The organism is Brevundimonas sp. NPDC007368 (assembly GCF_042869015.1).
Classification (GTDB): Bacteria; Pseudomonadota; Alphaproteobacteria; order Caulobacterales; family Caulobacteraceae; genus Brevundimonas.
In genome coordinates, this window is the sequence record NZ_JBIAFA010000008.1 from 1 (window position 1) to 25,214 (window position 25,214).

22 protein-coding genes are annotated in these 25,214 nt (G+C 66.9%); 11 read left to right on the forward strand and 11 right to left on the reverse strand.

What is annotated here, in order from left to right; translation table 11 throughout:
- Positions 1–108: 108 nt before the first annotated feature.
- From ACFYLW_RS15750 to ACFYLW_RS15760, 3 genes are read right to left on the reverse strand one after another with little or no spacing between them, the layout of a single operon-like run.
- Positions 109–1,173, reverse strand: coding sequence for a phosphotransferase family protein (locus ACFYLW_RS15750; RefSeq protein WP_390183223.1), 1,065 nt, complete (start codon positions 1,171–1,173; stop codon positions 109–111).
- Positions 1,170–2,468, reverse strand: coding sequence for an acyl-CoA dehydrogenase family protein (locus ACFYLW_RS15755; RefSeq protein ID WP_390183224.1), 1,299 nt, complete (start codon positions 2,466–2,468; stop codon positions 1,170–1,172). The genes ACFYLW_RS15750 and ACFYLW_RS15755 overlap by 4 nt, the downstream gene beginning before the upstream one ends.
- A gap of 24 nt (positions 2,469–2,492) precedes the next feature.
- Entirely contained in the window at positions 2,493–3,224 is a 732-nt protein-coding gene (locus ACFYLW_RS15760) for an SDR family NAD(P)-dependent oxidoreductase (RefSeq protein ID WP_390183226.1), read from the reverse strand.
- On the opposite strand from ACFYLW_RS15760, the gene ACFYLW_RS15765 reads away from it, so the two are divergent.
- The 7 genes from ACFYLW_RS15765 (at position 3,208) to ACFYLW_RS15795 (ending at position 11,284) form a co-directional block, all read left to right on the forward strand.
- Complete coding sequence (locus ACFYLW_RS15765) at positions 3,208–3,930, forward strand: TetR/AcrR family transcriptional regulator (protein ID WP_390183246.1); 723 nt, start codon at positions 3,208–3,210, stop codon at positions 3,928–3,930. The genes ACFYLW_RS15760 and ACFYLW_RS15765 overlap by 17 nt on opposite strands.
- Positions 3,931–4,242: 312 nt before the next feature.
- Positions 4,243–6,561: a TonB-dependent receptor gene (locus tag ACFYLW_RS15770; protein WP_390183227.1), complete on the forward strand. Its 2,319-nt coding sequence runs from the start codon at positions 4,243–4,245 to the stop codon at positions 6,559–6,561.
- A gap of 27 nt (positions 6,562–6,588) precedes the next feature.
- Positions 6,589–7,572: a fumarylacetoacetate hydrolase family protein gene (locus ACFYLW_RS15775; protein ID WP_313104071.1), complete on the forward strand. Its 984-nt coding sequence runs from the start codon at positions 6,589–6,591 to the stop codon at positions 7,570–7,572.
- 300 nt (positions 7,573–7,872) lie between these two features.
- Entirely contained in the window at positions 7,873–8,763 is an 891-nt protein-coding gene (locus ACFYLW_RS15780) for a 3-hydroxyacyl-CoA dehydrogenase (protein ID WP_390183228.1), read from the forward strand.
- Entirely contained in the window at positions 8,760–9,947 is a 1,188-nt protein-coding gene (locus ACFYLW_RS15785; RefSeq protein WP_390183229.1) for a thiolase family protein, read from the forward strand. The genes ACFYLW_RS15780 and ACFYLW_RS15785 overlap by 4 nt, the downstream gene beginning before the upstream one ends.
- 17 nt (positions 9,948–9,964) lie before the next feature.
- A complete protein-coding gene (locus tag ACFYLW_RS15790) occupies positions 9,965–10,600 on the forward strand; it encodes a glutathione S-transferase N-terminal domain-containing protein (RefSeq protein WP_313104067.1) in 636 nt (211 codons plus the stop codon).
- 15 nt (positions 10,601–10,615) lie between these two features.
- Complete coding sequence (locus ACFYLW_RS15795) at positions 10,616–11,284, forward strand: SDR family NAD(P)-dependent oxidoreductase (protein ID WP_313104066.1); 669 nt, start codon at positions 10,616–10,618, stop codon at positions 11,282–11,284.
- A gap of 61 nt (positions 11,285–11,345) precedes the next feature.
- Here the strand turns inward: ACFYLW_RS15795 and ACFYLW_RS15800 are convergent, their stop codons facing one another.
- Genes ACFYLW_RS15800 through ACFYLW_RS15830 form a run of 7 tightly spaced genes read right to left on the reverse strand, consistent with a single transcriptional unit; the run spans position 11,346 to position 17,560 of the window.
- On the reverse strand, positions 11,346–12,275 hold the full coding sequence (locus tag ACFYLW_RS15800; RefSeq protein ID WP_313104064.1) for a DMT family transporter: 930 nt from the start codon (positions 12,273–12,275) through the stop codon (positions 11,346–11,348).
- A complete protein-coding gene (locus tag ACFYLW_RS15805) occupies positions 12,272–12,793 on the reverse strand; it encodes a carboxymuconolactone decarboxylase family protein (protein WP_312785060.1) in 522 nt (173 codons plus the stop codon). Before ACFYLW_RS15805 ends, ACFYLW_RS15800 begins: the two co-directional genes overlap by 4 nt.
- A 3-nt stretch (positions 12,794–12,796) precedes the next feature.
- Positions 12,797–13,765: a lactoylglutathione lyase gene (locus tag ACFYLW_RS15810; RefSeq protein ID WP_312785059.1), complete on the reverse strand. Its 969-nt coding sequence runs from the start codon at positions 13,763–13,765 to the stop codon at positions 12,797–12,799.
- Positions 13,766–13,814: 49 nt separating this feature from the next.
- Entirely contained in the window at positions 13,815–15,008 is a 1,194-nt protein-coding gene (locus tag ACFYLW_RS15815) for a thiolase family protein (protein WP_312785058.1), read from the reverse strand.
- Positions 15,005–15,403 (reverse strand): OB-fold domain-containing protein, encoded by a 399-nt coding sequence (locus tag ACFYLW_RS15820; RefSeq protein WP_312785056.1) that lies wholly within the window; start codon positions 15,401–15,403, stop codon positions 15,005–15,007. Before ACFYLW_RS15820 ends, ACFYLW_RS15815 begins: the two co-directional genes overlap by 4 nt.
- A 35-nt stretch (positions 15,404–15,438) precedes the next feature.
- Entirely contained in the window at positions 15,439–16,242 is an 804-nt protein-coding gene (locus ACFYLW_RS15825) for an enoyl-CoA hydratase-related protein (protein ID WP_313105973.1), read from the reverse strand.
- 37 nt (positions 16,243–16,279) lie between these two features.
- Entirely contained in the window at positions 16,280–17,560 is a 1,281-nt protein-coding gene (locus ACFYLW_RS15830; protein WP_312785052.1) for an MFS transporter, read from the reverse strand.
- A gap of 241 nt (positions 17,561–17,801) precedes the next feature.
- Here ACFYLW_RS15830 and ACFYLW_RS15835 point away from each other — a divergent pair, with 241 nt between their 5' ends.
- The 3 genes from ACFYLW_RS15835 (at position 17,802) to ACFYLW_RS15845 (ending at position 21,647) form a co-directional block, all read left to right on the forward strand.
- A complete protein-coding gene (locus tag ACFYLW_RS15835) occupies positions 17,802–18,821 on the forward strand; it encodes an NADPH:quinone oxidoreductase family protein (RefSeq protein WP_312785050.1) in 1,020 nt (339 codons plus the stop codon).
- A 176-nt stretch (positions 18,822–18,997) separates the two neighbouring features.
- A complete protein-coding gene (locus ACFYLW_RS15840) occupies positions 18,998–20,629 on the forward strand; it encodes an AMP-binding protein (RefSeq protein WP_390183230.1) in 1,632 nt (543 codons plus the stop codon).
- Between the two features lie 121 nt (positions 20,630–20,750).
- Positions 20,751–21,647: a fumarylacetoacetate hydrolase family protein gene (locus ACFYLW_RS15845; RefSeq protein ID WP_390183231.1), complete on the forward strand. Its 897-nt coding sequence runs from the start codon at positions 20,751–20,753 to the stop codon at positions 21,645–21,647.
- On the opposite strand, the gene ACFYLW_RS15850 is transcribed toward ACFYLW_RS15845, so the two are convergent.
- On the reverse strand, positions 21,644–22,417 hold the full coding sequence (locus ACFYLW_RS15850) for an SDR family oxidoreductase (protein WP_313473068.1): 774 nt from the start codon (positions 22,415–22,417) through the stop codon (positions 21,644–21,646). The genes ACFYLW_RS15845 and ACFYLW_RS15850 overlap by 4 nt on opposite strands.
- A gap of 249 nt (positions 22,418–22,666) precedes the next feature.
- Here ACFYLW_RS15850 and ACFYLW_RS15855 point away from each other — a divergent pair, with 249 nt between their 5' ends.
- Positions 22,667–25,126, forward strand: a complete 2,460-nt coding sequence (locus ACFYLW_RS15855; RefSeq protein ID WP_313473070.1) for a TonB-dependent receptor domain-containing protein — start codon at positions 22,667–22,669, stop codon at positions 25,124–25,126.
- Positions 25,127–25,214 lie beyond the last annotated feature (88 nt).

The following is a 25,214-nucleotide window of genomic DNA, read 5'->3' on the forward strand; positions in this document are numbered from 1 at the left end:
GTTCGAGAACGCTTCGGCGGAATCGACGGTCTCGGGCCGTCGCTAGGCGCGCTCTCTCCCCGGAGCGCCCACTGAAACGCCCGCCGGAACACTCCCGGCGGGCGTTCTTCATGACCGGGCCTCATCGAGCCAGCGTCCGGCGCGGCCCAGCAGCCGCACCGCATTGGCGTGCAGGCGCTCGCCGATCTCCATCGGCGCCTTGTCGGCGCAAGCCCGCGCGTAACTACCTTCGAGAATGAGGGCGAGCTTGTAGCAGGCGAAGACCTTGTACCATTGCAGGTTCGACAGGTCGGCGCCGGTCAGCCGAGCGTAGACCTCGACCAATTCCTCTGCCTCGGGGAAGCCCGCCCAGGGCTCGACGACGATCGTGGTCTGGCTCATGTCCCCCCCCGGGCCGGGCCAGGTCGCCAGCAGCCAGCCGAGGTCGACCAGGGGATCGCCTATGGTCGACAGTTCCCAGTCGATCACGGCCTCAAGCACCGGGGCGTCCTGGCGAAACAGGACGTTCTTGAGATGAAAGTCGCCGTGCATCAGCCCGGGGCGGAAGGTCTCCGGCCGACGCTCGTCCAGCCAGGCGCCGATGTCGTGAACGTCAGGCAGGCCGTCGGGCCCGGGCCAGCCCGCAAACTCGTCGTAGCTTTCCAGCTGCTTCATCCAGCGACGCGACTGGCGTTCGAGAAAGCCTTCCGGCTTGCCGAAGTCGCCGAGCCCGACCGATTCGTAATCGACGAGAGCGATGCGCGAGAGGCCCTCGATCACGGACAAGCCCATGGCGCGACGGGCCTTGGGAGATTGCGCATGGAGGGCCGGCATGCCGACGGCGGCGTTGAACCCGTCCAGCGGCTCCATCAGATAGAAGGCGGCGCCGAGCACCGAGGCGTCAGGGCAGTCGGCGATCAGGCCTGCGTGGGGCACGTCTGATCCCTTCAGGGCCCGCAGGACCCGCGCCTCGCGCCGCATGGTGTCGCTGCCGTCGCGCCGCGGATTGAGCGGCGGGCGCCTCAGCACATATTCGCGTCCGTCGCGCCGGAAGCGCAGCAGGACGTTCTGGGAGCCGCCCGTCAGCTGGACGACCTCCGTGATCGGACCCGCGCCGAGGCCCTGGTCGGCCATCCATCGGGCCAGGGCCTCAAGGTCGACGAGCTCCAGTCCGTGCGGACGGTCTATGGTCATGCGATCGCCGCCTTCAGGCCCGCCTCGTCGCCGGACAGGCCGTATCGGGCCAGGGCGGCGGCGCGGCGCGTCGGCACGTGATAGTCGGGGAAGAGGCCCTGGGAATGCTTGCGGCCGCGCAGCAACTGCTTGGCGAGGGTCACCTTGTGGACGTCGGTCGGACCGTCTGCGAGGCCGACCTGGAAGGAGTCGAGCACCATGGCCGCCAGAGGGGTCTCGTTGGACAGGCCCAGGCAGCCGTGGATGTAGACGGCCCGCGCGGCGATGTCGTGCAGCACCCTGGGCATGGCTGCCTTTACGGCCGAGATGTCGCCCCGGACGCGGTTGTAGTCCTTCTCGCGGTCGATCTTCCAGGCGGTACGCAGGACCAGGAGGCGGAACTGCTCCAGTTCTATCCAGCTGTCGGCGATCTTCTCCTGCACCATCTGCTTGCTGGCGAGCGGTTCGCCCCGGCTGATACGCGCCAGGGCGCGGTCGCAGAGCATGTCAAAAGCCTGTCGCGCCTTGCCGATCGTGCGCATGGCGTGATGGATGCGTCCGCCGCCGAGGCGAACCTGGGCCACGACGAAGCCGTCGCCCTGGCCGCCGAGCATGTGATCCAGAGGAACGGCGACGTCGGTGAACCGCAGATAGGCGTGGGCCGGATCGCGATCGCCGTAGCCGACGTTGCGGACGATCTCGAGCCCGGGCGCGTCCTTGGGAATGATGAAGACGGAAAGGCGGCGATGCGGCGCGGCCTCGGGATCAGTGACCGCCATGACCAGGAAGAAGCTGGCGTACCGCGCGTTGGTGGCGAACCATTTCTCTCCGTTGAGGAACCAGTGGTCGTCACGACGCTCGGCGCGGGCGGTGAAGGTCGTGGGGTCGGCGCCGCCCTGGGGTTCCGTCATCGAGAAGCAGGACACGATGTCGTTGGCGAGCAGGGGCTGAAGATAGCGATCTTTCTGCGCCTTCGTCCCGTAGACCGCCAGAATCTCGGCGTTGCCCGAGTCCGGCGCCTGGCAGCCGAAGACGGTCGGGGCGAATATGGAGCGGCCGAGAATCTCGTTCATCAGGGCCAGCTTGACCTGTCCGTAGCCCGGACCTCCGAGCTCCGGACCCAGGTGGCAGGCCCACAGGCCTCGCGCCTTGACCTGCGCCTGGAGCGGACGGACGAAACGGCGGTTGAGCGGATGGTCGACGTCGAAGGGGCTCTGCAGGATCAGGTCGAGCGGTTCGACCTCATCGCGGACAAAGGCGTCGATCCAGGCGAGCTGTTCGGCGAAGTCGGGGTCGGTCTCGAATTCCCAGGCCATGGGCGGTCTCCAGTCTGTTCTGCGTCAGGACAGGGTTCTGCCGCCGTCGACGACGATGGTCTCCCCGATGATGTAGGTCGCGAGCGAGGAGGCCAGGAAGAGCGCCGCGCAGGCGATCTCCTCGGGTCGTCCCAGCCGCTGCAGCGGAATGCCCCTGAGCCGCTCTTCGAGCCGCTTCGGATTCGCTGTCGTCACTTCGGTCATCTTGGTCGCGATCAGGCCCGGCGCGATCCCGTTCACGCGAATGCCGCGTCCCGCCCAGGCGTCGCCGAGCGCGCGCGTCAGATGGATGGCCCCGGCCTTGGACGCCGAATAGGCGGGATTTCCCCGGGCGGCGCGCAGGCCGCCCACGGAACTGATCAGGATCAGGCTGCCGCGTCGCGCCTCCAGCGCCGGAGCCAGTTTCTCGGCGCAGGCCATGAGGCTGTTGAGGTTCACCTCCACGACCCGACGGAAGGTCTCGGCCTCGAATTCGCGGCGCCGGTACTCCACCGCGCCCTGCGACAGGATCACCACGTCGAGGGCCTCGAAGGGTGGTGTCCACGCCTCGACCGCCCCGGCCTTGGCGACGTCCAACGTCGAGAAGGCAAAGGGAGCGAAGGCTTCGGCGGCGTCGGCGTAGTCCGCCCTGCTGGCGCGGGTGCCTGTGACGGCGACCCGGGCGCCCCTGGCGGAGAAGGCCTGGGCGCAGGCCAGGCCGATGCCGCTCGTTCCGCCGATGATCAGGACGGTCTTGTCGGTGAAGTCGAGATCCACGGCGGTCCTAAAGCGAAAGAATGAAACAGTTGTTTTATCTCACATGAGTGCGCTAGGTCGTCAATCCATGAAAGCTGAGAAGGCAGACATCGCCCGCGAGACGATCAAGCGGGCCGCGCAGAGCCTGTTTGCCGCGCGCGGCGTAGACGCCGTGTCCGTTCGCGACATCCTGGCGGCGGCGGGGCAGCGCAACGGCGCGTCGCTGCACTATTATTTCGGCACGAAGGACGACCTGGTCGCCCAACTGGTGATCGACGGCGCGCGGCTGATTGATGAACGGCGCAACGCTCGACTGGACGCCCTCGAGGCCGTCGGAGGACCTCGTTCGCTCGATGAGGTGATGGAGGTCCTCATCCTGCCGTCGACCGAGCTAGGCAGGGAAGGCGGAGAGGGGGACTATCTTCGCTTCATCAGCACCTTCAGCCTGCAGAACCGCGCGGACTTCGAACGCATCGTGGGCGACGGCTGGAATCGCGGCTATCAGCGCTGTCTTGACCATATCCGGCGTCTTTCGCCGGCTCCGGCCGAGGTCCTCGAGCGACGGCTGGTCTTCCTCAGCCTCGGATTGCGGGCGGTCATGACCGCCCGGGAAGCCGCCCTGGCCTCAAACGCCGCCCATCCCTTCTGGCAGCCCGACGAGACGCTCGCCGATCTTGTGCGGACCCTTGTGGGCATGGTGTCGCCGGCCGACGCGGAAATCCCCTAGGGTCCTGCGTCCAGGTTTGTCGGATATAGTTCGCTATGTAGAACTGTATTCCGGTGTCAGATTATGGATTGCGACCCGGGATATCTCTGACTAGCATCGCCCGCGGTCGCGCCACGGCGCGGATCGGGAGTCGGCCTGAGGTCGCCTGCGCGAAGACGCGGGGACCGCAGGCGAGGGAGAGGGAAGACGATGGACGTGAAGACAGGCATTTCATGCGGCGCGCTCGCATGGGCGTTGATTTCGTTTGCGGACCCGGCCGCAGCACAGACAGGACCCGAAACCGAGGTCGTCACCGGCGTTGACGAGGTCGTGGTGACCGCGCGTCGTCGCGACGAGGCTCCGATCTCCGTGCCGGTCGCGGTCACCGTGCTCGGAAGCGAGCAGCTTCGCACCCTTGCGGTGGACAGCCTGCAGGATCTTCGCGCTGTCACGCCAGGGATTTCAGTCGGCGAGGTGTCGGGCGGCGTAGGCGGCACCGTATCCCTGCGCGGCGTCGGAACGACGGCCGGCTCCAATCCCACCTTCGAGCAGACTGTCGCCGTCAACATCGACGGCGTCCAGCTGTCGCGAGGCGGCGCCGTGCGCGTCGGCCAGATCGACATGGAGAAGATCGAGGTCCTGCGCGGACCGCAGGCCCTCTTCTACGGTAAGAACAGCCCTGCCGGCGTCATCTCGATCACGACGGCCGATCCCGGACGATCCTTCGAGGTCGAGGCGCGGGCGGGCTACGAGTTCAACGCCAGGGAGCGGCAGCTTGAGGCCGTGGTCTCGGGACCGATCACCGAAACCCTCGGCGGCCGCCTGGTCGTCTACGGCGCGGACATGGAGGGGTGGCGCGACAATATTGCGGGGCAGGCGGCCGAAGCCGCCAATGCGATCCGTCCCGGATCGGTGACCGGGGCGACCTCCGGCGGGCCTCAGCAAACTTTCTTCTTCACCCGTGGCACGCTCAAGTGGGAGCCGACCGATCGGTTCGACGCCCGTCTGAAGTTGAGCTACGCCAAGAATGAGGGCATCGGATACAATCAGGCTGGCGGCTTCCAGAGAATCTACTGCCCGAACGGCGCGCCCCAGCTGGCGCCCCAGTCGACCGCTCTGAACGGCGGCACACCCAACGCCGACCTGGCCAAGGCCCTGTCCGTGGACAACTGCCGTCCGGACGCCACCTACGCCAACGGCAATATCAATCCCGCCTTCCTGGTGAATTCGCCGGAAGGTTTTACCGATCCGTCCGGAGCGGGGGACTACAGCCAGCAACTTCATTCGCTCGAGCTGAACTACCGGCCGTCCGAGTGGTTGAAGCTGACGTCAGTGACCGGCTGGGCGAAGAACGAGGACTTCCGGGTCGACACCTATGCCGTCGCGCCGTCGGACGCCGTGGCCGCCAATGATTTCAGCGGCAACACGGGCTACTCCCAGTTCACGCAGGAAGTTCGCGTGTCGTCGGACCTGCCGGGCGCCTTCAACTTCTTGGCCGGCGCCTTCTACGAATCCTCCGAGCTGGAGACCTATACGCGCGCCATCTCGGCGGGCTCGCCGCTGTTCCTGCACAATATCGACGGCGAGACCCAGTCGGTGTTCGGCCAGGTGCTGTGGGATGTCGCCAGCACTGTCGAGCTGGCGGGCGGCCTGCGCTGGAGCAAGGAATCCAAGGACTTCGCCGTTTCGCGTGAGGGCGTGCCCCAGCCGGTTTCGCCAGCCTCGGCTGATTTCGAGAACACCTCGCCCGAAGTCACCTTGACCTGGAGGCCGACGGATCGTCTGACCCTCTACGGCGCCTACAAGGAAGGCTTCAAGTCGGGCGGGTTCGCAGCGGCGACCAATACGGGTCCGGCCTTCGCCAGCCCCCTGAACGCCATGTATCTGCCGGAATCAGCCCAGGGCTTCGAAGGCGGGGTCAAGGCCCTGTTGTTCGACGGGGCGCTCCGGCTCAATCTGGCGGCCTACGACTACGACTACACCAACCTGCAGGTGAACTCCCTTGACAACTCGAGTGGCGTGCCGGTGATCCGGGTCAACAACGCCGGCGCGGCGACGGTCAAGGGGCTGGAGGCCGACTTCACGCTCCGCCTGCCCCAGGTTCGGGGTCTCACGATCCGGGGCGCGGCCAACTACAACGACGCGAAATACACGGACTTCCTCGCCACCTGCTATATCGGCCAGACCATCGCCGACGGCTGCAATCTTCTGCTCAATCCCTCGACCGGCCGATACACAGGTCAGCAACTGGCCGGCGAACGGCTGGTCAATGCGCCGGAATGGACGGGCTCCCTGGGCGCCGCCTACAGCGGGCCGACGGCGATCGAAGGCGTCGACTGGGGCATGAACATCGATACCCTCTTCAAGTCCGAGTACAATCCCCACCCGGAACTGCATCCGGGCGCCTTGCAGAACGACGTGGCCTTCCTCAATGCGGGGGTGCGCGTCTTCAGCGCGGACCGGACCTGGGAAGTGGCCCTCATCGGCCGCAATCTCACGGAAGAATTCCGTGTCGATGTCGCCTCCAACGTGCCGCAGACCGGTCTGGCCGCTCGCACAGGGACGGCGCTGACCGGGGGGCTGGCCGACCTCAGCGGCAATGTGAACCGGGGGCGTGAGATCATGCTTCAGGTGACCTTCAGGCCGTTCTGACGGCGCGCGGCGAACGGGAGGCCAGAGATGAGGCTTGTGACATTCGAGGCGGCCGGCCGAAAGCGGGCCGGGGCCTTCGTCGAGGGCGACACGCTCATCGTCGACCTCGCCGCGGCGCACATGCAGAGGGTCGGGGAGCATGCTCCCGAACTGGCCGATATGCTGGCGTTGATCGAGGGGGGCGACAATGCGCTCGACAAGGCGGCCGAGGCGGTGAGAGGCGCTACGGCCGATGCCGTCTTCGCGCGGTCCGCCGTCACTCTGAAAGCGCCGATCCATCCGCCGCCGCAGATGCGCGACTGCAGCTCGTTCGAACTGCACCTGCGCCAATGCTATTCGGCGGCGCGGGCCATGAGGGCCCGCGCCAAGGGGGTCGAGGTGATCGAGGACACGGGGCCGACCGATGCGGAGCAGAGAATCCTCGATCTCTTCGCCCGCCAGCCCATCTACTACAAGGCCAACCGCTTCTCGGTGATCGGGAGCGAGGAGACGGTGATCTGGCCGTCCTATTCCCGGACCATGGACTTTGAGCTTGAATACGGCTGCTACCTCAAGAAGGCGGCCAAGGACGTGCCGGTCGACAAGGCTCGCGACTACATCTTCGGCTACACCATCTATAATGATTTCAGCGCCCGCGACGCCCAGGCGACCGAGATGATCGGCCAACTGGGTCCGGCCAAGGGCAAGGACTTCGACACCGGCAACGCCATGGGGCCCTGCATCGTCACCGCCGACGAGATGCCCGATCCCTATGCGCTGACCATGATCGCGCGTGTCAACGGCGAGGAATGGGGCCGGGGTCATTCAAGCGCCATGCACTGGAAGTTCGAAGACCTGATCGCCTTCATCTCGCGTTCGGAAACCCTCTATCCAGGCGAGTTTCTGGGGTCGGGAACCGTCGGCAACGGCTGCGGTCTGGAGGCGCAGCGCTTCTTGAAGTCCGGCGATGAAGTCGAACTCGAGGTCGAGGGCATCGGCGTGCTGCGCAACCGCATCCTCAAGCCGCTCTAGAACCCACACGACAGGGCGGTCCCCCTACGATTGCGAGGCCGCGCGCCGAGGGGAACGCTCGAAGCCGTTCGACAGGGTGAATGGCGACGACGATGGGTCCTTGTGTTCTGAAGTTTCCAGAATGACGTTCTCAGCAGAGAATTTCATTTGCTGGAGCCGCTCCTTTCCCGCTAGAAGAGAAGCATTGAGGCGACGGCTTGTCCGTTGCGCACGGGGGCGGCCCAGCCTTGCGGGCCCCGTCCAGGCCAGCTCCCCGGGCGCCTGGACGACGAGCCCGTTCAGAACAGAAGGTAGAGATTGATGGCCAAGGTTGCAGTGGTGGGGGCCGGCCTCATGGGCGTCGGCATCGCCCATGCGTTCGCTTCGGCGGGACACGACGTCCGGCTGGTCGATGTATCGTCCGAACAGTTGGCCAAGGCTGAAAAGACCGTCGCTGGCATCCTCGCCGACGGGGTCCGGCTCGGGAAGACGGACGAGGCGACGGCGACGGCGGCTCTGGCCCGGTTTTCGACGTCGGAAAGCCTGACCGACAGCGCCATGGGGGCCGACCTGTTGGTCGAGACCGTGTCGGAAAACCTGATGATCAAGACGGAGGTGGTTCGCAAGGCCGAGGCCGTCATGGCGCCGACCGGCCTGATCGCCACCAATACCTCCGCCCTGAGCGTGACGGAGATCGCCGCCGCCTGTCAGGACCCGTCACGGGTCATCGGCATGCACTTTTTCAATCCGGTCCAGAAGATGAAGCTGGTCGAGCTGGTGCGCGGGCTGGCCACCACGGATGAGGCCGTCGCCCGGTGCCGTGACTATGTGACTCAACTCGGCAAGACGGCCATCGTCGTCAATGAGACGCCCGGCCTGACCACGAGTCGCATGTCGGCCATGGCCGGCAATGAGGCCATGTGGATGCTCCAGGAAGGCGCGGCCACCGCAGAAGACATCGATACGGCGCTGCGCCTGGGCTTCAACCACCCGATGGGGCCCCTCGAACTGGGCGACCTTACCGGCTGGGACACGCGCCTGTCGGTCCTGCACTATCTGCACGCCACCCTGGGCGACAAGTTCCGCCCGTGTCCGCTGATCATCAAGATGGTCAAGGCAGGACGCTATGGCCGCAAGGTCGGCTGGGGCGTGTACCGGTATGAAAACGGCCTTCGCGTGCCTGGATCCGGCCTGCGCGGGAGCCAACTGTGAACCCCGTCTATGTGGTCGCAGCGGTCCGCACGCCCATTGGACGGTTTCGCGGCGCGCTGGCGGGCGTGAGGGCGGATCAGCTCGGCGCCCACGCGTTGAACGAACTGGTCGCCCGCGCCGGCGTCGGCCCCGAGGCGATCGACGACGTCATCTTCGGCTGCGTGACCCAGATCGGCGAGCAGTCGGCCAATATCGCCCGCACCTCCCTGTTGGGCGCCGGCTGGCCCGAGACGATCCCGGCCATGACGGTGGATCGTAAATGCGGGTCGTCGGAAGCCGCGATTCATATCGGGGCGGCCCAGATCGCAGCGGGAATGAGCGACCTCGTGGTGGCGGGCGGGGCGGAAGCCATGTCGCGCGTGCCCATGGGCTCCAACCGGGCCATCCACGGCGAAGCCTTCGGCTGGCAGGTCTCGGACCGCTATGAGCTGACGTCCCAGGGCGAGGCGGCCGAGCGCATCGCCGACAAATACGGCTTCGACCGCGACGCCCTCGACGACTTCGCCGCAGAGAGCCACCGACGCGCCGCCGCGGCCAGCGACGCGGGCTATTTCCGCGCCGAGACCGTCGCCGTCCCGGTCGCCGATCTTTGCGAGAAGGACTGGGACGGGCTGCGCGACAGTCTTGAGGCCGACCAGACCATTCGTCGCGACACCAGTCGTGAAAAGCTCTCGACGCTGAAGACCAGCTTTCGCGAGAACGGCCGCATCACCGCCGGAAACGCCTCCCAGATTTCAGACGGAGCGGCTGTGGTCCTGCTCGCGTCCGAAGCGGCGGTGCGGCGCTTCGGCCTGACCCCGTTGGCGCGTATCCGCGCGGCCGCCGTGGTGGGGGCTGATCCGAGCCTGATGCTCGAAGGGCCGATCGCCGCCAGCCGCAAGGCGGCCGCCATGGCGGGGCTGTCGTTCGACGATATCGCCCTGTTCGAGGTCAATGAAGCCTTCGCCAGCGTGCCGATGATGTGGATGCAGGCGACCGGGGTGGGGGCCGACCGGCTTAACGTCAACGGCGGCGCCATCGCCCTGGGCCATCCGCTCGGGGCCACGGGCGCCCGTCTCGCGACGAGCCTGATCCATGAACTGGGACGTCGCGGCGAGACCTACGGCCTTCAAGCGATCTGCTGCGCCGGCGGACTGGCGACGGCGACCCTCTACGAAAACCTCATGCCCCGGCCGGCGGCCTGAACCTGGAGGACTCGTCCATGTCCCGGCTCACCTTCTACTATGCCCCCACGAGCTGCTCGCTGGCCTCTCATATCGCGCTCGAGGAGTCCGGTCTGGCTTTCGAGGCGAGCCGCATCCGGCTGCATGACGCGGACTCCGTCGTCGCCTGGCGCCAGACGAACCCTTCGGGTTCCGTGCCGGCCCTGATGTCCGACGGGCGACTGCTGACCGAAAATGTCGCCATCCTGGACTATGTGGCGCGTTCTGCGCCGGCCGCAGGCCTGTCGCCGGACGACGCCTTTGATCAGGCGAGGATGCTGTCCCTGACCGCCTGGTTCGCCAGCACCGTGCACATCACCGGGCGTATGGCGCGCGCCCCCTTCCGGTTCACGCCGGACGAGACGACCTATCAGGCCCTGAAAACCGAAGGCCGGATCCGGTTCGAGGCCAATCTCCACAAGATCGACGCCCTCCTGGCCGATCGTGACTGGCTGATCGGTGACCGGATGTCGGTCGCCGACGCCTACGCCCTGGTCTTCTATGCCTGGGGCGTCGCTGGAGAGCATCCGGTCGCCGGGCTCAAGCACTATTCCGCCCTGGCGCGCCGCATGGCCGCGCGACCGGGCGTTCAGCGCGCCATGGCGCGCGAGAAGACCCCGCCTTTTCCCGCCTGACCCCGGAGACCCGCCATGCGTCGCACCGCCATCGTCACCGGAGCGTCCGGCGCCCTGGGGCGCGCCCTCGTGGCGCGGCTCAAGGCCGCCGACGTCGCTGTCGCCGCCGCGGACGCATCGCCGTCCTTCGAGATCGAGGCGGATCTGGTGCTGCCAGGCGTCGATCTCGCTGATGCGGCCTCGGTGGAGGCGGCCATCGAGGCGGTGGTCGCCGCCTTCGGAGCGGTCGACGGGCTGGCCAATATCGCCGGGGGATTCGTCTGGCAGACCGTGGTCGGCAGCGAGGCGGAGACCTGGGACCGGATGTACCGCACCAACCTGCTCACGGCCGCGCTCGTCAGCCGGGCGACGGTCCCGCATCTGTTGAAGCAGGGCGGCGCGATCGTGAACGTCGGCGCGGCGGCGGCGGCCGATCCGGCGACGGGCATGGCGCCCTATGCGGCCTCCAAGGCAGGCGTGATGGCGTTGACCCGCAGTCTCGCGAATGAACTGCGCGGGCAAGGGGTGCGCGTCAACGCGGTCCTTCCGACCATCCTGGATACGCCGGCGAACCGTCGGGACATGCCCGACGTCGATCCCGCCGGCTGGGTCCGGCCGGAGCACGCCGCCGAGACCATCGCCTTCCTGTTGTCGGACGCCGCCATGGCGGTCAACGGCGCAGGCCTCACGCTCGCAGCCTCCTGAGGCGATTCAGCGCCTCGCCGTCCGGTCGCCTGTCCGCGCCTTCCGCTTTCACCTGCGACGGCTAGGCGGCTTCTGGCGGAGACGCTTCGACGGCGCGCATCCTGGCGCGCCTGATCTGGATCTCCCGGTTCGTGATGTAGAGGGTCGAGGCCACGATCACGCCCGCCCCCAGATAGGTGTAGGCGTCCGGCAGTTCGCCGAACACGACCAATCCCGCGATGATCGACAAGACCAGCCTGGCATAGTCGATGGGGGCCAGGACGGCCGCCTCGCCGACGGCCATGCCCTTGATGAACAAGACCTGGTTGGCGGCGCTGAGCAGGCCTATCAGGAAGAGGGGAATCAGGTCGCCGACACTGGGCCAGCGCCAGTCGGCCAGGGCGAACGGCAGGCATAGGATCTCCCCTATGATGCTCGAGCAGACCAGGATGGAGCTCGCCGACAGATCCTTGGTGAGGGACTTCACGCCTGTGATCGTGCCGGCCAGGCAAAGGGCCGAGACCAGGGCCGCGACGTGCGGCCAGCCGAGCGAGACGCCGGCGCCCCAGGGACGCATGATGATCAGGACGCCGACAAAGCCGATCGCCACCGCCGCGATGCGGCTGGGGCCGATGCTTTCACGAAGGAAGACCGCAGCCAGCAGCACGACCCAGAGCGGGCGCGTGAAGGACAGGGCGTTCGCCTCGGCCATGGGCACGGCCTCGTAGGTGTAGAGCAACAGGATCATGCCGACGGTCGCGAGCAAGGCGCGTACGAACAAGGGCGGCATCGTCGCCAGCGGCACCAGCAGCACCTGCCGCGGGCTGCGCAGCATGAAGGGGATCGCGACGATCAAGGAGCCGGTCTGGCGATAGAAGTTCTGGACGTGGGAGGGATAGTCGCCGGCAAGGTGCTTCACCAGGACGGTCATGGTGACGAAGGTTGCGCCGGACAGCAGCACCCAGATCGCGCCCTGGGCGTTGGGCGGCAGCCGTGAGAACAGGGTCTTCAAGCCGAAGCGTCCTCATAGCCCTTGAGGACATAGGTCATGCGGCCGCCAGCCAGCATCAGGCCGCTGAACAGGTGAAGCTCGACGATCTGTTCTTCGGTGAAATGCGTCCGCAGGTGCTCGTAGACCTCGTCTCCGAGCGAGAAGTAATCCCCGGCGAACAGTTCCGCAAAGCGCAGGGCGGCCTGTTCGGGCGGGCTGAACCGGGGATCCGACCAGTCGCTGCAGGCGACGATGTCAGCCTCGCTGACGTCGTCTGACTTGCGGGCGATCTGACACACGGGGCAGGTGGTGATTGAGGCGATCTTGAGCCGCACCAGTTCGCGCAACCGCTCGGGCAGCACCCCCCGTTCGTGGATTTCAGCCATCACGCCCAACCAGGCGGCGGCCGCCGCCGGTCGTCTCGCCCAGATCTGGACCGGCAGGGTGTTGGACAGCATCCGCGTCGCCGTCCCCTGGGCGATCGCAGCGCGCAAGGGATCGGGCAGGCTGTCGAGCGGCAGAGGGGCGACGCGGGCCATCGGTCAGCCCCGGTCTTCGCAGAACTCGAAGATCGCGCCGTCGAACTCGGCGGGGTCGACGCGAAGCAGGGCGCCGTCGACCGCCTCGCTGTGCTCGATCCTTTCGAACTTCACGCCCAGGGCGCGCAGGCGCTCCGCCTTGGCGTCCAGACCGTTGACCGAGATGCGGATGTAGTGCGGGCCCGGCCCCCAGTTGTGCAGATAGCGTCCTGAAGGGCTGTCCCACTGGGTCGGCTGGATGACGTCCAGCGTCGCGCTGGTCCCCAGGTTGAAGCCGATGCGGGCGACCTTGTAGCCTTCGCCCTTCAGTTGTTCGACGGCGCCGGCGGGCCGGAGGTCCAGGTTGTGGTCGAGACGGCGAAGGACGTCGTCCAGGTCGCGGACGAGGAAGCCGCGGCCGACCACCCGGACCATGTCGCCAGGCTGGGGGTCGCGCGGGCGGGGCGGGGGCGTGGTGAAGGCTTCGGCCGGCATCTGGATCGCGGCCAGGGGAATGACCTCGATGCACAGCCCGCCGTCGACCGAGGGCTCATAGACCGGATTTTCGGGGGTGCAGCCGACCCACAACCGGTCAAACGGCATCTCGGGGGTTAATTGGGCCAGACGGAAGGGCTGACCCTTGCTGAGCAAATGCTCGACGACGCCGCCGATGTTGTCCGACACCAGGACGGTGGCGTGGGTCTTGATGGGGCGGAACGGACCCTGGAAGTCCTCGAGGCTCTTGAGGAAACCCGGGAACATGGGGTCGCCATGGTTGGGGAAGTCCAGGTGGCCCTGGGGCTCGACGCGGGTCGGCGAGACCGCGAGGGATTTGTGCACCCTCAGGAAGTGGGCGACATAGGGGTGGCCCGGAAAGGCCTGGCGCCAGTTGGCGTGGCCGTGGATGTCCAGCTTGCTGACAATCTGTTCGGCGGTGTGGTCAGCGTCGTGGACCATCAGGTCGCCGCTCAGCAGCAGGTCGTACAGGCTCATGTCTTTCTCCTTGCGTCGGCGGCGCGCGGGCGCTCGCGGGTCGTGATCTTCAGTCTTTGACGAGAAGCAGGCTGCCGGCGAGAGGGCCGCCGCCGGAGGCGCAGACCGCGACGCGAGGGTCGCGAATCTGGCGGTCGCCGCCGCGTCCCCACAACTGGCTGCAGGCCTCGTGAACATAGCCCATGCCATGGGTGCGTCCGCCGGACAGCTGGCCGCCGTTGGTGTTGAGCGGCAGTTCGCCGTCCAGGGCGATCCGGCGGCCGCCCTCGACGAAGGCGCCGCTCTCTCCTCTGGGGCAGAGGCCCAGGCCCTCGAGCCACATCATCGTCAGGATGCTGAAGCCGTCGTACAACTGGGCGGTGTCCACATCGGACGGCGTGAAGTCGGTGCGCGCCCACATGGCGTTTCCGGCGTCCGCGGTGGCGTTGGCGGTCAGGTCGATCTGGTCCCACAGATAGGGCTGGTTCATCGCCGCGCCGATGGCTTCGATACGGACCGGCGGATTGCGCAGGTCCCTGGCCCGGTCACGGCGTGTCAGCACGATGGCGGTGGAGGCGTCGCAATGGACGTCGCAGTCGAACATGCGCAGCGGCGTCGAGATCATCTTCGAGTTGAAATAGTCGTCCATCGTCATGGGCTTGCGCATGACGGCCTTGGGATTGAGCAGGGCGTTGCGACGCGCATTGAGCGCGATCTGCGCCAGCTGCTCCGGCGTCGTGCCGTACCTGTCCATGTGGGCCGCGGCGTACATGGCGGTGATGTTGACCACCGACAGGACATTAAACGGGGTGCACCACTGCCACATGAAATTCCCGTCGCGCGGACCGGACTTGGCGGCGAGGCTCTGATCCTTGCTGCCGCTCGTGCGGTTGCTGGATTCCGTGATCGTGCGGAAGACCAGGACATTGTTCGCCATACCCGAGGCGATGGCCATGGCCCCGTTCATCACGCCCGCCAGCGGCCCGGCCGCCTCATAGCCTCCGCTGAACCAGTTGCAGTCGAGGCCGAACATGCTCAGCACCGCCAGGGGACCGACGGGAGAGAAGCTGCTTCCGTTGGAATTGTCCCCCGGCCAGGAGCAGACGCCGTCGATATCCTTGGGCTGAAGGCCGGCGTCGGCGATGGCTTCCAGCGCCGCGTCCACGGTGAGCTGCATCGCCGAGCGGGAGGAGGGGCGGCCGACCTCGGACTGGCCGATGCCGACGATGGCGACGTTCTTTTCGAGGAACCGCGCTCCGGTCATGACGTCGCCCTTTCGAACAGAGGGATCCAGACGTCCTCGACCCTTTCGAAGACCACGCTCACGGGCATGCCGATCGCCACGGCCTCGGCCGGGCAGTTCACGATGTTGGTCAGGAAGCGCAGGCCTTCCTGCTCCTCCAGTTCGACGATCGCGACGACATAGGGATCCGCGAGTTCGGGCGTCCAGGCCTGGCGGTTGATGGTGAAGGTCAGTACGCGGCCGCGTCCGGAAACGGGGACTGGGCCGACTTTCAGGCTGGTGCAGTCGCGGCAGACCGGGGCGGGCGGATGGAAGTAGCGGCGGCAATCGTCGCACCGATGCATGCGAAGCTCGCCGACCTCTCCGCCGGTCCAGAACGGTCGCGTCTCCGCGTTGAGCAGGGGGAGCTTTCTCACAGACAGGCCTCCGCAGCGGGGTGTTGAGAATCCATCTAGCGCCCCGTGAAGGCGGGCGGACGCTTTTCCCGGAAGGCGGCGGCGGCCTCCCGGCGATCCTCGGTCGACATCAGCAGGACGAAAAGGTCCTTTTCGAGCTTGAGGCCTGCGCGCAGATCCATCTCCAACCCGTCACGCGCGGCCTCCTTGACATAGGCGCTGGCCGCGGCCGGCCTGGCGGCGATGCGTTCCGCCAGGGCCTGGGCCTCATCGATCAGGCTGTCGCCCGAAGCGGACATTCGCGACACCAGGCCGATGCGGAAGGCTTCGGCCGCATCGATCCGGTCGCCGGACAGCAGAAGATCCAGCGCCGGGCCCAGGCCGACGATCCGCGGCAGGCGCTGCGTGCCGCCGCCGCCCGGAATGAGCCCCAGTCCGGTCTCGGGCAGGCCGAAGACGGCGTCGGGCGCAGCCATCCGGATATCGCAGGCCATGGCGACCTCGAGGCCGCCGCCGAGGCAATAGCCGTGGATGGCGGCGATCACCGGCTTGCGGACCTGGTCCAGGACCTCGATCCAGCCCGGCGTCAAGTCTGCGCGAAGCGCGGGAAGGGAGGCGGCGTCGTTCTGGGACTTGATGTCGGCGCCGGCGCAGAAGCCGCGCTCGCCAGCCCCGCGGATGACGATGGCGCCGACATCGGGATTCTTGTCCAGGCGCACGAGCGCTTCGGCCGCCTCGCGACGGAGCGCCGGGTTGATCGCGTTGATCTGACCCGGCCGATTGAGGATGATCCAGCCCACACGATTGACGTGTTCGATCTGGACGGCGGGGGCGTAGGCCTCGTCTGCCATGGTCGTCATGCTCCGACGAAAATGTGGGGCGCGCGGGAGCGGCCGATCATGCCGCCGCCTCGCCCGCGAAACGTTGCGAGCGCCGCGCGGCGAACCAGGCGGCGAGGAAGTGAAGGCCGGACCACAGGCTGAAGATCATCACAGCGGCGATGCCGAACTTGAGGGAATGGGGCCCGCCGACCCGGTCGCTGACCACGCCGACGACCAGGGGGCCGACGCCGTAGCCGATGAGATTGGTCACAGCCTGGACCGAGGAGACGACCACGCCGCGCATGCGGGGTTCTACGCCCGTGACAAGAATGGCGTAAGCTGGAGCGGTGAAGGCGCGCGAGACGATTTCGAACACGATGAAGGCCAGAGCCACGACCAGCAGCGAGCCGCTCAGGGCGAAGACCAGGCCGGAGGCGCAAGCGAGGACGCAGGCCGTCATCGGCACCGCCGGCAGGGTCTGGACCCCCCAGCGCCTGACGACGCGGTCGCCGATCGGTCCGCCCAGGAGCGATCCCAGTGCGCCGAACAGGCCGACGCCGAGGCCGGCCATCAGACCCGCCTGCGGCAGGGTGAAGCCCTGGGTCCGCACCAGGAAGGACGCCGCCCAGACCGGGACGCCCGACATGGCCAGTGAGGCCAGGCCGACGCCGATGAAGGCGTGAAACACAGTGGGATTGGCGCAGACGAAGCGCAGCGTCTGCAAGGGGGAGGGGGCGGGCTCATCGGCCCGTCCGCCGAGGTCTCGCTCGCGGGCCGGCTCGCGCACGGTCAAGAAGATCAGCACCGCCAGGATCAGGCCCGGCACGCCGGCGACGAAGAAGGCGGCCCTCCAGCCGTAGTTGGCGGCGATGACGCCGCCGAGCAGGAGACTGGTGGCCGTGCCAAAGGCCGTGCTGGTCCAGAAGATCCCCATGGCGGTCGATCGACGCTCCTTGGGAAACAGGTCGGCGATCATCGACATGGCCGTCGGCGCGGCCGCAGACTCCGAGGCTCCGACCGCCAGGCGCGCCATGACGAGCGCCGGGTAGCTCTGGGCGAAACCGCAGATCGAGGTGCAGACGCTCCAGATCGTCACGACGGCGGCCAGCAGCTTCGTCCGATTGACCCTGTCGATCAGCCAACCCATGGGCAGGCCGGCCAGGGCGTAGGTCAGGCCGAAAGCCAGTCCTGTCAGCACGCCGAGCTGGCTGTCGGAGAGCTGGAACTCGGCCTTGACCGGTTCGATCAGGATCGACATCACCGTGCGGTCGATGGAGTTCGACACATAGACCAGCGTCAGGATGATCAGCGTATACCAGGCGCCCTTGGCGAGCGGCGCGGGCTTGGCGTTCGACATGGTCAGGTCCCGACCTGGCGGGCGGAATGCGATGTCGCCCAAAGGCTGAAGATGACGGACACCAGATATCCTCCGCGCGCCTGAAACGGCGTCTCTTTCGGCGAAGCTAGATCAGCGTTTGTAATTCGGCAAGCGGAACAGATTTCTCGTATCAGAATTTATTCATTGTCAGCCACGTGGGGGTTGCTTAGGGGGGAATGGCGGGCCGGCCGGCGCCCGCGGATTTTTCCCGGAGCGTGTCGTGCGAACCCTTCAGAGCCTCAAGCCGGGCGGTCCGGACACGCTGGAGATTTGCGACGTCGACGCCCCGGTTCCGGGGCCGGGCCAGGTCGCGGTCGCCGTCCACACCTGCGGCGTCAACTTCCCCGACAGCCTGGTGATCGAGGACCGCTACCAGCTGCGGCCGACGCGGCCCTTTTCGCCCGGCAGCGAACTGGCGGGCGTGGTGAGCGCGACGGGGGAGGGGGTGACCTCTCCGGCGATCGGCCAGAGGGTCTCGGCCTCCCTGCCGTTCGGCGCCATGGCCGAGACAGTGGTGGTGTCGGCGGATCGTTGCATCGTCATTCCCGATTCCATGCCGTTTGACGAGGCGGCCGCGCTCCAGGTCACCTACGGCACCGTCTATTACGCCCTGCGCGGTCGCGCGGCCCTGCGTCCCGGGGAGACCCTGCTCGTTCTCGGCGCGGGCGGCGGCATTGGCCTTGCGGCGGTCGAACTGGGCAAGGCCCTGGGCGCGCGGGTCGTCGCGGCGGCGTCCTCGGCGGAAAAGCTTGAGGCGGCGACCGCCCTGGGGGCGGACGTCGGCCTGGTCTATCCGCGCGAGATGGGCGCGACGGACTCCCGGGCCTTCGCCGAGGCGATCCGGGCGGCTTGCGGCGGGACCGGTCCTGACGTCGTCGTTGATCCGGTCGGCGGCGCCTACGCCGAGCCGGCCTTCCGCTCCATCGCATGGGAGGGCCGCTATCTGGTGGTCGGCTTTGCGGCCGGCATACCCTCCATGCCCTTGAACCTGACCCTGCTGAAGGGTGCGCAGATCATCGGCGTCTTCTGGGGGGCCTATATGGCGCGCGATCCCCAGGCCGGAGCGGCCGACATGCGCGCATTGATGGATCTGTACGTCGCTGGCAGGATCAGGCCGCAGGTCTGGGAGCGCTTTCCCCTCGAAGAGGGTGGTCGGGCGATTTCGCGCCTGGCGTCGCGTCAGGCGCGCGGGAAGATCGTGGTTGAGGTGGTTTGTTCTGGAAATAGAATGAAGGCCTGATATCAGAATTCTTCTGGACCGAGCCGAACGGCGCGGCTAGTTTCCGCCCTGGTCCGGCGATGCCCGGTCAGGGCCTCTGCGAGGCGCCGCGGCTGCTGGAACGGAACAGGCGGACTGTCGTCGAGAGGCAGGCTCCGCAGGCGGCGGCCAAGCGCGTCTGCATCGAGGATGAACGGATGAATGCGATGATCGGCACGATGGAACAGGGATGGCGAACCGGCCTCCGCGACACCCCGATCGCGGCCCTGAGGCGGGCGGTCGCCGCGCACCCCGACAAGGTCTTCCTGGACTTCAGCGGCGAGACCCATACCTATGCGGCGTTCGACCGGACGAGCAACCGCTTCGCTCACGTGCTCGAGGATCTGGGCCTGACGGCGGGGATGCCGATCGTGTCCATGCTCGACAACAATGTCGATGCGGTCACGACCTGGATCGCCGCCAACAAGATCTCCCTGATCAGCGTGCCGCTGAACACCGCCCTGATCGGCCAGTTCCTGCGTCACCAGATCGAGGACGCCGGGGCCAGTCTGATGGTGTGCGAAGCCCGCTATCTGCCCCGCCTCCTCGAGATCGAAAGCCAGCTCACGACCTTGAAGACGGTGCTGGTCCGCGGGACCTGGGAGGCTGCGCCGGATTCAGGCCTGAACATCCAGCCTCTGGACGCCTATCGTGGAACCGACGACAGCGCCTTCGAGGTCCTGCCTGACCCCGGCGCCCTGAACGCCCTGATCTACACCTCGGGCACGACGGGTCCGTCCAAGGGCTGCATGATCACCGGCAACCAGATGTGCCATTTCGCGCGGATGCTGACGCGGTCTGCGCCCTTCGGTCCGGACGATATCTACTGGACGCCTCTGCCGCTCTTTCACATGAACGCCATCGCCACAGGCGTCGTCTCGGTGATGCTGGTCGGCGCGACCATCTCCTTTGCGCCCAAGTTCTCCGTGTCCGGCTTCTGGCCGGCGATTGAAAAATCCGGGGCTACGGTGGTGTCGATCCTGGGCTCGCTGGGCACGCTGCTGGCGCGCGCTGACGATCATGAAGCCATGGCGCGCTGCTTCGGGCAGGTCCACACGGTCAAGGGCAATCCCTTCCCTGAGGAGATCAAGGCGATCTGGCGCACCCGTTTCGGCGCCCGAAAGATCGGTTCGAACGTCTATGGGCTCACCGAAGGCCTGCTGACCTCCATGCCCGCTGACGGCGCCTATGCCGAGGGCTCCTCGGGCAAGGCGGCGCCCGAGCTCGACGTCCGCATCTTCGACGACCAGGACAATGAGGTGCCCATCGGCGTCGCCGGAGAAGTCGTGTGCCGGCCGTTGATGCCGGACATCATTTTCAAGGGCTACTGGCGGCGCCCCGAAGACACCCTGAAGGTCATGGGGAACCTGTGGTTCCACACGGGCGATATCGGCAAGTTCGACGAGAACGGCTTCTTCTACTTCGTCGACCGCAAGAAGGACTACCTGCGCCGGCGGGGCGAGAACATCTCCAGCTTCGAGATGGAGAGCTCGATCCTGACCCATCCGGCGATCGAACAGGTCGCGGTTCACGCGGTGCCGTCGAATCTGCAGGAGGACGACCTCAAGGTGACGGCCAAGCTGAAGCCGGGCGCCGCGCTCTCCGAAGCGGAGCTGTGTCGCTGGTTGATCGAGCGGGTGCCCTATTATGCCGTTCCTCGCTACATCGAGTTCCGACCGGAACTACCGGTCAACCCGCAAGGGCGGGTGCTCAAGTTCCAGCTCCGCGACGAGGGCGCGACCGCGGCGACCTGGGATATCGAAACGACGGACATCAAGCCGGCCCGCTAGCGGCCGGCGAATGGCCACGCGCCATGCGGCGCGCGACCGGAGAGATGCTGCGGGCGCTCCGCGGGCATGCGTTCCAAATCCCCGGCGCGTCCTGGCGGCGGCCGGTCCTCAGGAGGCTGAGATGCGGCTCTTGTCGTTTGAACTGAATGGTGAAGCGACCGTGGGCGTGCGGGTCGGCGAAGAGGTGGTGGACCTGTCGATCGCCGCGCCGCAACTTCCGCGGGACATCCGTTCTCTGCTGGCCGCCGGGCCGGAGGCGCTCGCCGTCGCCGAGGCGGCGGCCGCGTCGGCGAATGCGACGGCGCGCCGCCCTCTCGAGGGTCTGCGCCATCTGACGCCGATCCCTCGCCCGGACAAGATCATCGGCCTGGGCAAGAACTACATGAAGCATGTCGAGGAGATGGGGGCGGAGGTCCCATCCTTCCCCGGGATGTTTCTTCGCACGCCGGATTCACTGGTCGCCCACAACCAGGCTCTCTGGCGGCCCGAGGCGTCCGACACCCTCGACTACGAGGGAGAGCTGATGGTCGTCATCGGCCGGGGAGGGCGGATGATCTCGCGCGAGGAGGCCCTCTCCCATGTCGCCGGCTACGCCTGCCACAACGACGGCAGCGTCCGGGCCTACAACTACATTCCCTCCGCCGTAACCGCCGGCAAGAACTTCCTCAGGACCGGAGGGTTCGGACCCGAGATCGTCACGGCGGATGAACTGCCGCCGGGCTGCAAGGGCCTGCGGCTGTCTACTTCCGTCAACGGCGAACGGCGCCAGAGCGCCGACATCGCCGAGATGCGCTGGGATGTAGCCCACCTCATCCATCTGATGTCGACGATCTTCACCCTTTATCCCGGCGACCTGATCGCCACCGGGACGCCATCGGGCTGCGCCGCCGGCTCGACGGATCCGCAGTGGCTGACGCCCGGCGATGTCGTCAGGGTCGAGATCGAGGGGGTCGGGGCCCTGATCAATCCCATCGAGGACGCCCCCAGGGTCAGGACCGACCTCGACGTGAGGCTTTAGCGCACCATCATCAGGCCGCCGTCCACCGCCAGGGTCTGGCCGGTGATGAAGCGCGAGGCGTCGCTGGCGAGGAAGACCAGGACGGGCGCCATGTCTGCGTCAGGATCGCCGAGCCGCCCGCCGAGGGGGATCATCATCGCCATGCCCCGGTCGTGCGCCTCCAGCTGTTCGGGCGTCATTCCCGCCCGGGTGGCGTCGTACATGGGGGTCCATATGCCGGGGGCGATCGCATTGACAGAGATTCCGTAGGGGCCCCACTCCTGGGCGATCGTGCGGGTCCAGGCCAGGACAGCGCCCTTCGAGGCGGCGTAGTGGGCGCAGCCGCGAAGGCCGAGCGCGCCGGCGGCCGAGGCGAAGTTGACGATGCGGCCGCCTCGGTCCTTCAGGTGGGGAAAGACCGCCTGGTTGGCGATCATGGTGCCCCGGGCGTTGACGCCGACGACCAGCTCCCATTCCTCGTCGGTGATCGCCTCTGCGGGGGTGTAGCGCTGTACGCCCGCTGCGTGGATCAGGACGTCCAGCCCCCCCATGGCCGCGACCGCACGGTCGACCGCCGCGCGCGTCGATGCGCGCGAGGACACGTCGCAGGTCTCATAGGCGAAGACGCTTGAGGGCGGGCTTGCGGCGGTATCCGCCGGCGGCCCGGAGAGGTCGAGGCCCGTGACCATGGCGCCGGCCGCCGCCAGGGCGCGGGTTGCACTGGCGCCTATGCCGCGTGCAGCGCCGGTGACGATGATTTTCTTGTTCGCCAGGGTGGCGGTCTCGTCCATGGTTCTCTTCCTGCGGGCGGCGCCCGATAAGTATTTAAAGTCAAATAGCTGAGCCGGTTACTTCCACCGGTTCAGGCTTTGCGGCTCTGCGCTCGGCCCCTCGGTCCGTTCTGGATTGTGAAGACGTCATTCTTATCTGAGACATTTATTCTTGCGACAGATTTTAAATTCTGTTTAGTTTTTCCTCAACACGACGCCTTCAGGCAGTCGTGAAACACGGGGCGATAGACCCCATCGGGGAGGTTAAAGATGTCGATCACCAACGGCCGACGTGTGTCCAGATCTCTACACCGCAGCGCTCTGGGGCTGCTGGCCTGTACGGCCCTTACCGCGCCTGCCTATGCGCAAGACGCCGCGCCCCAATCCGGCGCCACCCAGCTTGACGAAATCGTGGTCACGGCGCGCCGCACGGAAGAGAATCTGCAATCCACACCCGTGGCGGTCACCGCCGTCGGCGCGGAAGCGCTGGAGCGGAACCAGGTGGCAGACGTCACCGACCTGCAGCGCACCGCGCCAAGCCTTAGCGTGGCGACCGGCGCTCCAAGCGCCTCCGGGTTCGCCTTTGTCGCCGTGCGCGGGCAGGGCAACCTGCAGGCCCTCGTCTCCAACGATCCGGCCGTGGCCATCTATGTGGACGGGGTCTATATCCCCCGCCCCTCGCAGGGACTGACCGATCTGCTCGACCTGCAGCGCGTCGAAGTCCTGCGCGGACCCCAGGGCACGCTTTTCGGCCGGAACACCGTCGGCGGAGCGCTGAACATCATCAGCGCCGATCCGACCGGAGAGTTCGGCGGAATGATCCGCGTCGAAGCCGGAAGCTATGACCAGATGGGCGCGAGCCTGGTGCTCAACGCTCCCATCACCGAGCGCCTGTCGGGACGGCTCGTGGCCAGCACCAGGGAGCGCGACGGATACGGCAAGAGCATCCCCCTCGGCCGGGACGTCTGGGATCAGAGCAGCAGCTTCTTCAGGGGCAAGCTCAAGTATGAGGATGATCGCGCCCGGGTGGTGTTGTCGGGCGACTACAACAAGATCGAGGACAACGGCCAGTTCACGGCCCTTCTCGCCTATGCGCCCCAGGTCTTCGGGCCGACCGGATCCTTTGGTCCGTTCGGACTGGCGCCGCTCCTCGACGCCTCTCTTCACCGCAACGGCAGCTTCTACACCAGCTACGCCACCGGCTATTTCAAGCCTGTGAACAACCCGAACTTCGCAACCCTGCCTGCAGAGGTGCGAGCCCTGTACGACAAGCCGCTGGGCAACCAAGTCGAGGCTTACGGGTTCGGGCTGGATGCGTCGATCGACATCGGTCCGGTGACGCTGAAATCGATCACCGGCTACAGGTTCAGCGACTCGGACGGGGTCATCGACACCGACGGAACGCCGGCTCCCATCCTGACCACCTGGGCGGGCTATTCCTCGGAGCAGTGGTCTCAGGAATTCCAGATCAGCGGCGCGCTGGGCGAACGCTTCAACTATATCGCGGGCGTCTACTATTCCGACGAGACGGGCGCCGAATTCAGTCGGTCGCAAAACTTCGGCTTCCTGCCTTACAACGCCGCGACGCGTCCCTATGCCGGACTGGCCGGCCAGAACTACGCTGATGTCACCAACACCTCCCTCGGGGTCTTCGGCCAGGGCTACTACCAGCTGACCGATACCCTTCGCATGGCCGCCGGCCTGCGTTGGACATGGGACAGCCGCGACACCGTCCTTCACAACTACAGCACCTGGGGCGTGCCGGGCACCTGCAGCGTGGCCAAGCCCGACGTCGCCGGCGTCTGCGCCCAGACTCAGGAAGTCGAGTTCGACTATCCCGCCTGGACCCTGGGTCTCGACTGGCAGATGACCCCCGATGTCTTCGCCTATATCCAGACGCGCGGCGCCTCGAAGTCGGGAGGATGGAACACCCGGGCCGGCAGTCTGCCGGCGTTCGAGCCCGAAAACGTGCGCGACGTGGAAGGGGGACTCAAGGCGACCTGGTTTGATCGACGCCTTCGCACCAACCTGGCCGTCTTCCATGCATGGCAGTCGGACGTGCAGCGCCAGGCTGCGGCCCTGACTCCGGCGGGGGCGAGCACCCAGTACGTCGTCAACGCGGGCGACGCGCGCGTCTACGGGGTGGAGCTGGAAGGCGCCTATCGTCCCTGGGCGGGCATGGAGCTGGCCGGCAATATCAGCCTGATGGACGGCGAGTACGAAAGCGGCACCTTTGTGGAGCAGCAGTCCGTGCCGGGCGCCAACCAGCCGGGCTGCGTCACGGCGCCGAGCGGCACCTCGTCCATCTGCCCTGTTGATCGGAGCGGCGAAGAACTGCCGCAGTTGCCGAAGCTTCAGTTCAGCGTGGGGGCCACCCAGGTCCTTCCCACGACGTTCGGCAGCGTGACCCTGCACATGGGCTACGCCTACCTCGGCGAGCAATACTACGGGCCGGTCACCGCCTCGCCGCTGCAGCCCGCGGCGACGCAGGCCCTCTACGCCGAGACGAACAAGCTGAATCGCACGCCTGGATACGGACTGTTGAACGCCCGCTTCTCCATGCAGTTCGACGCGCAGGACGTCGAGTTCGCCATCTACGGGAAGAACATCCTGGGCGAGAAGTACAACGTGCGCCAGCTGTCCGACCTCTACTCGTCCGGTCTCGGCTTCGCCACAAGCTTCATCGGCGAGCCGACTACCTACGGCGCCTCCCTGACCAAGCGCTTCTAGCTCCCCCCTCTCTCTCTCTCGAAACTGTCGCCGCCGACCGGGCTTCCGGTCGGCGGTTTTTTCATGAACGGGCCTGAGGGAGGGGCTC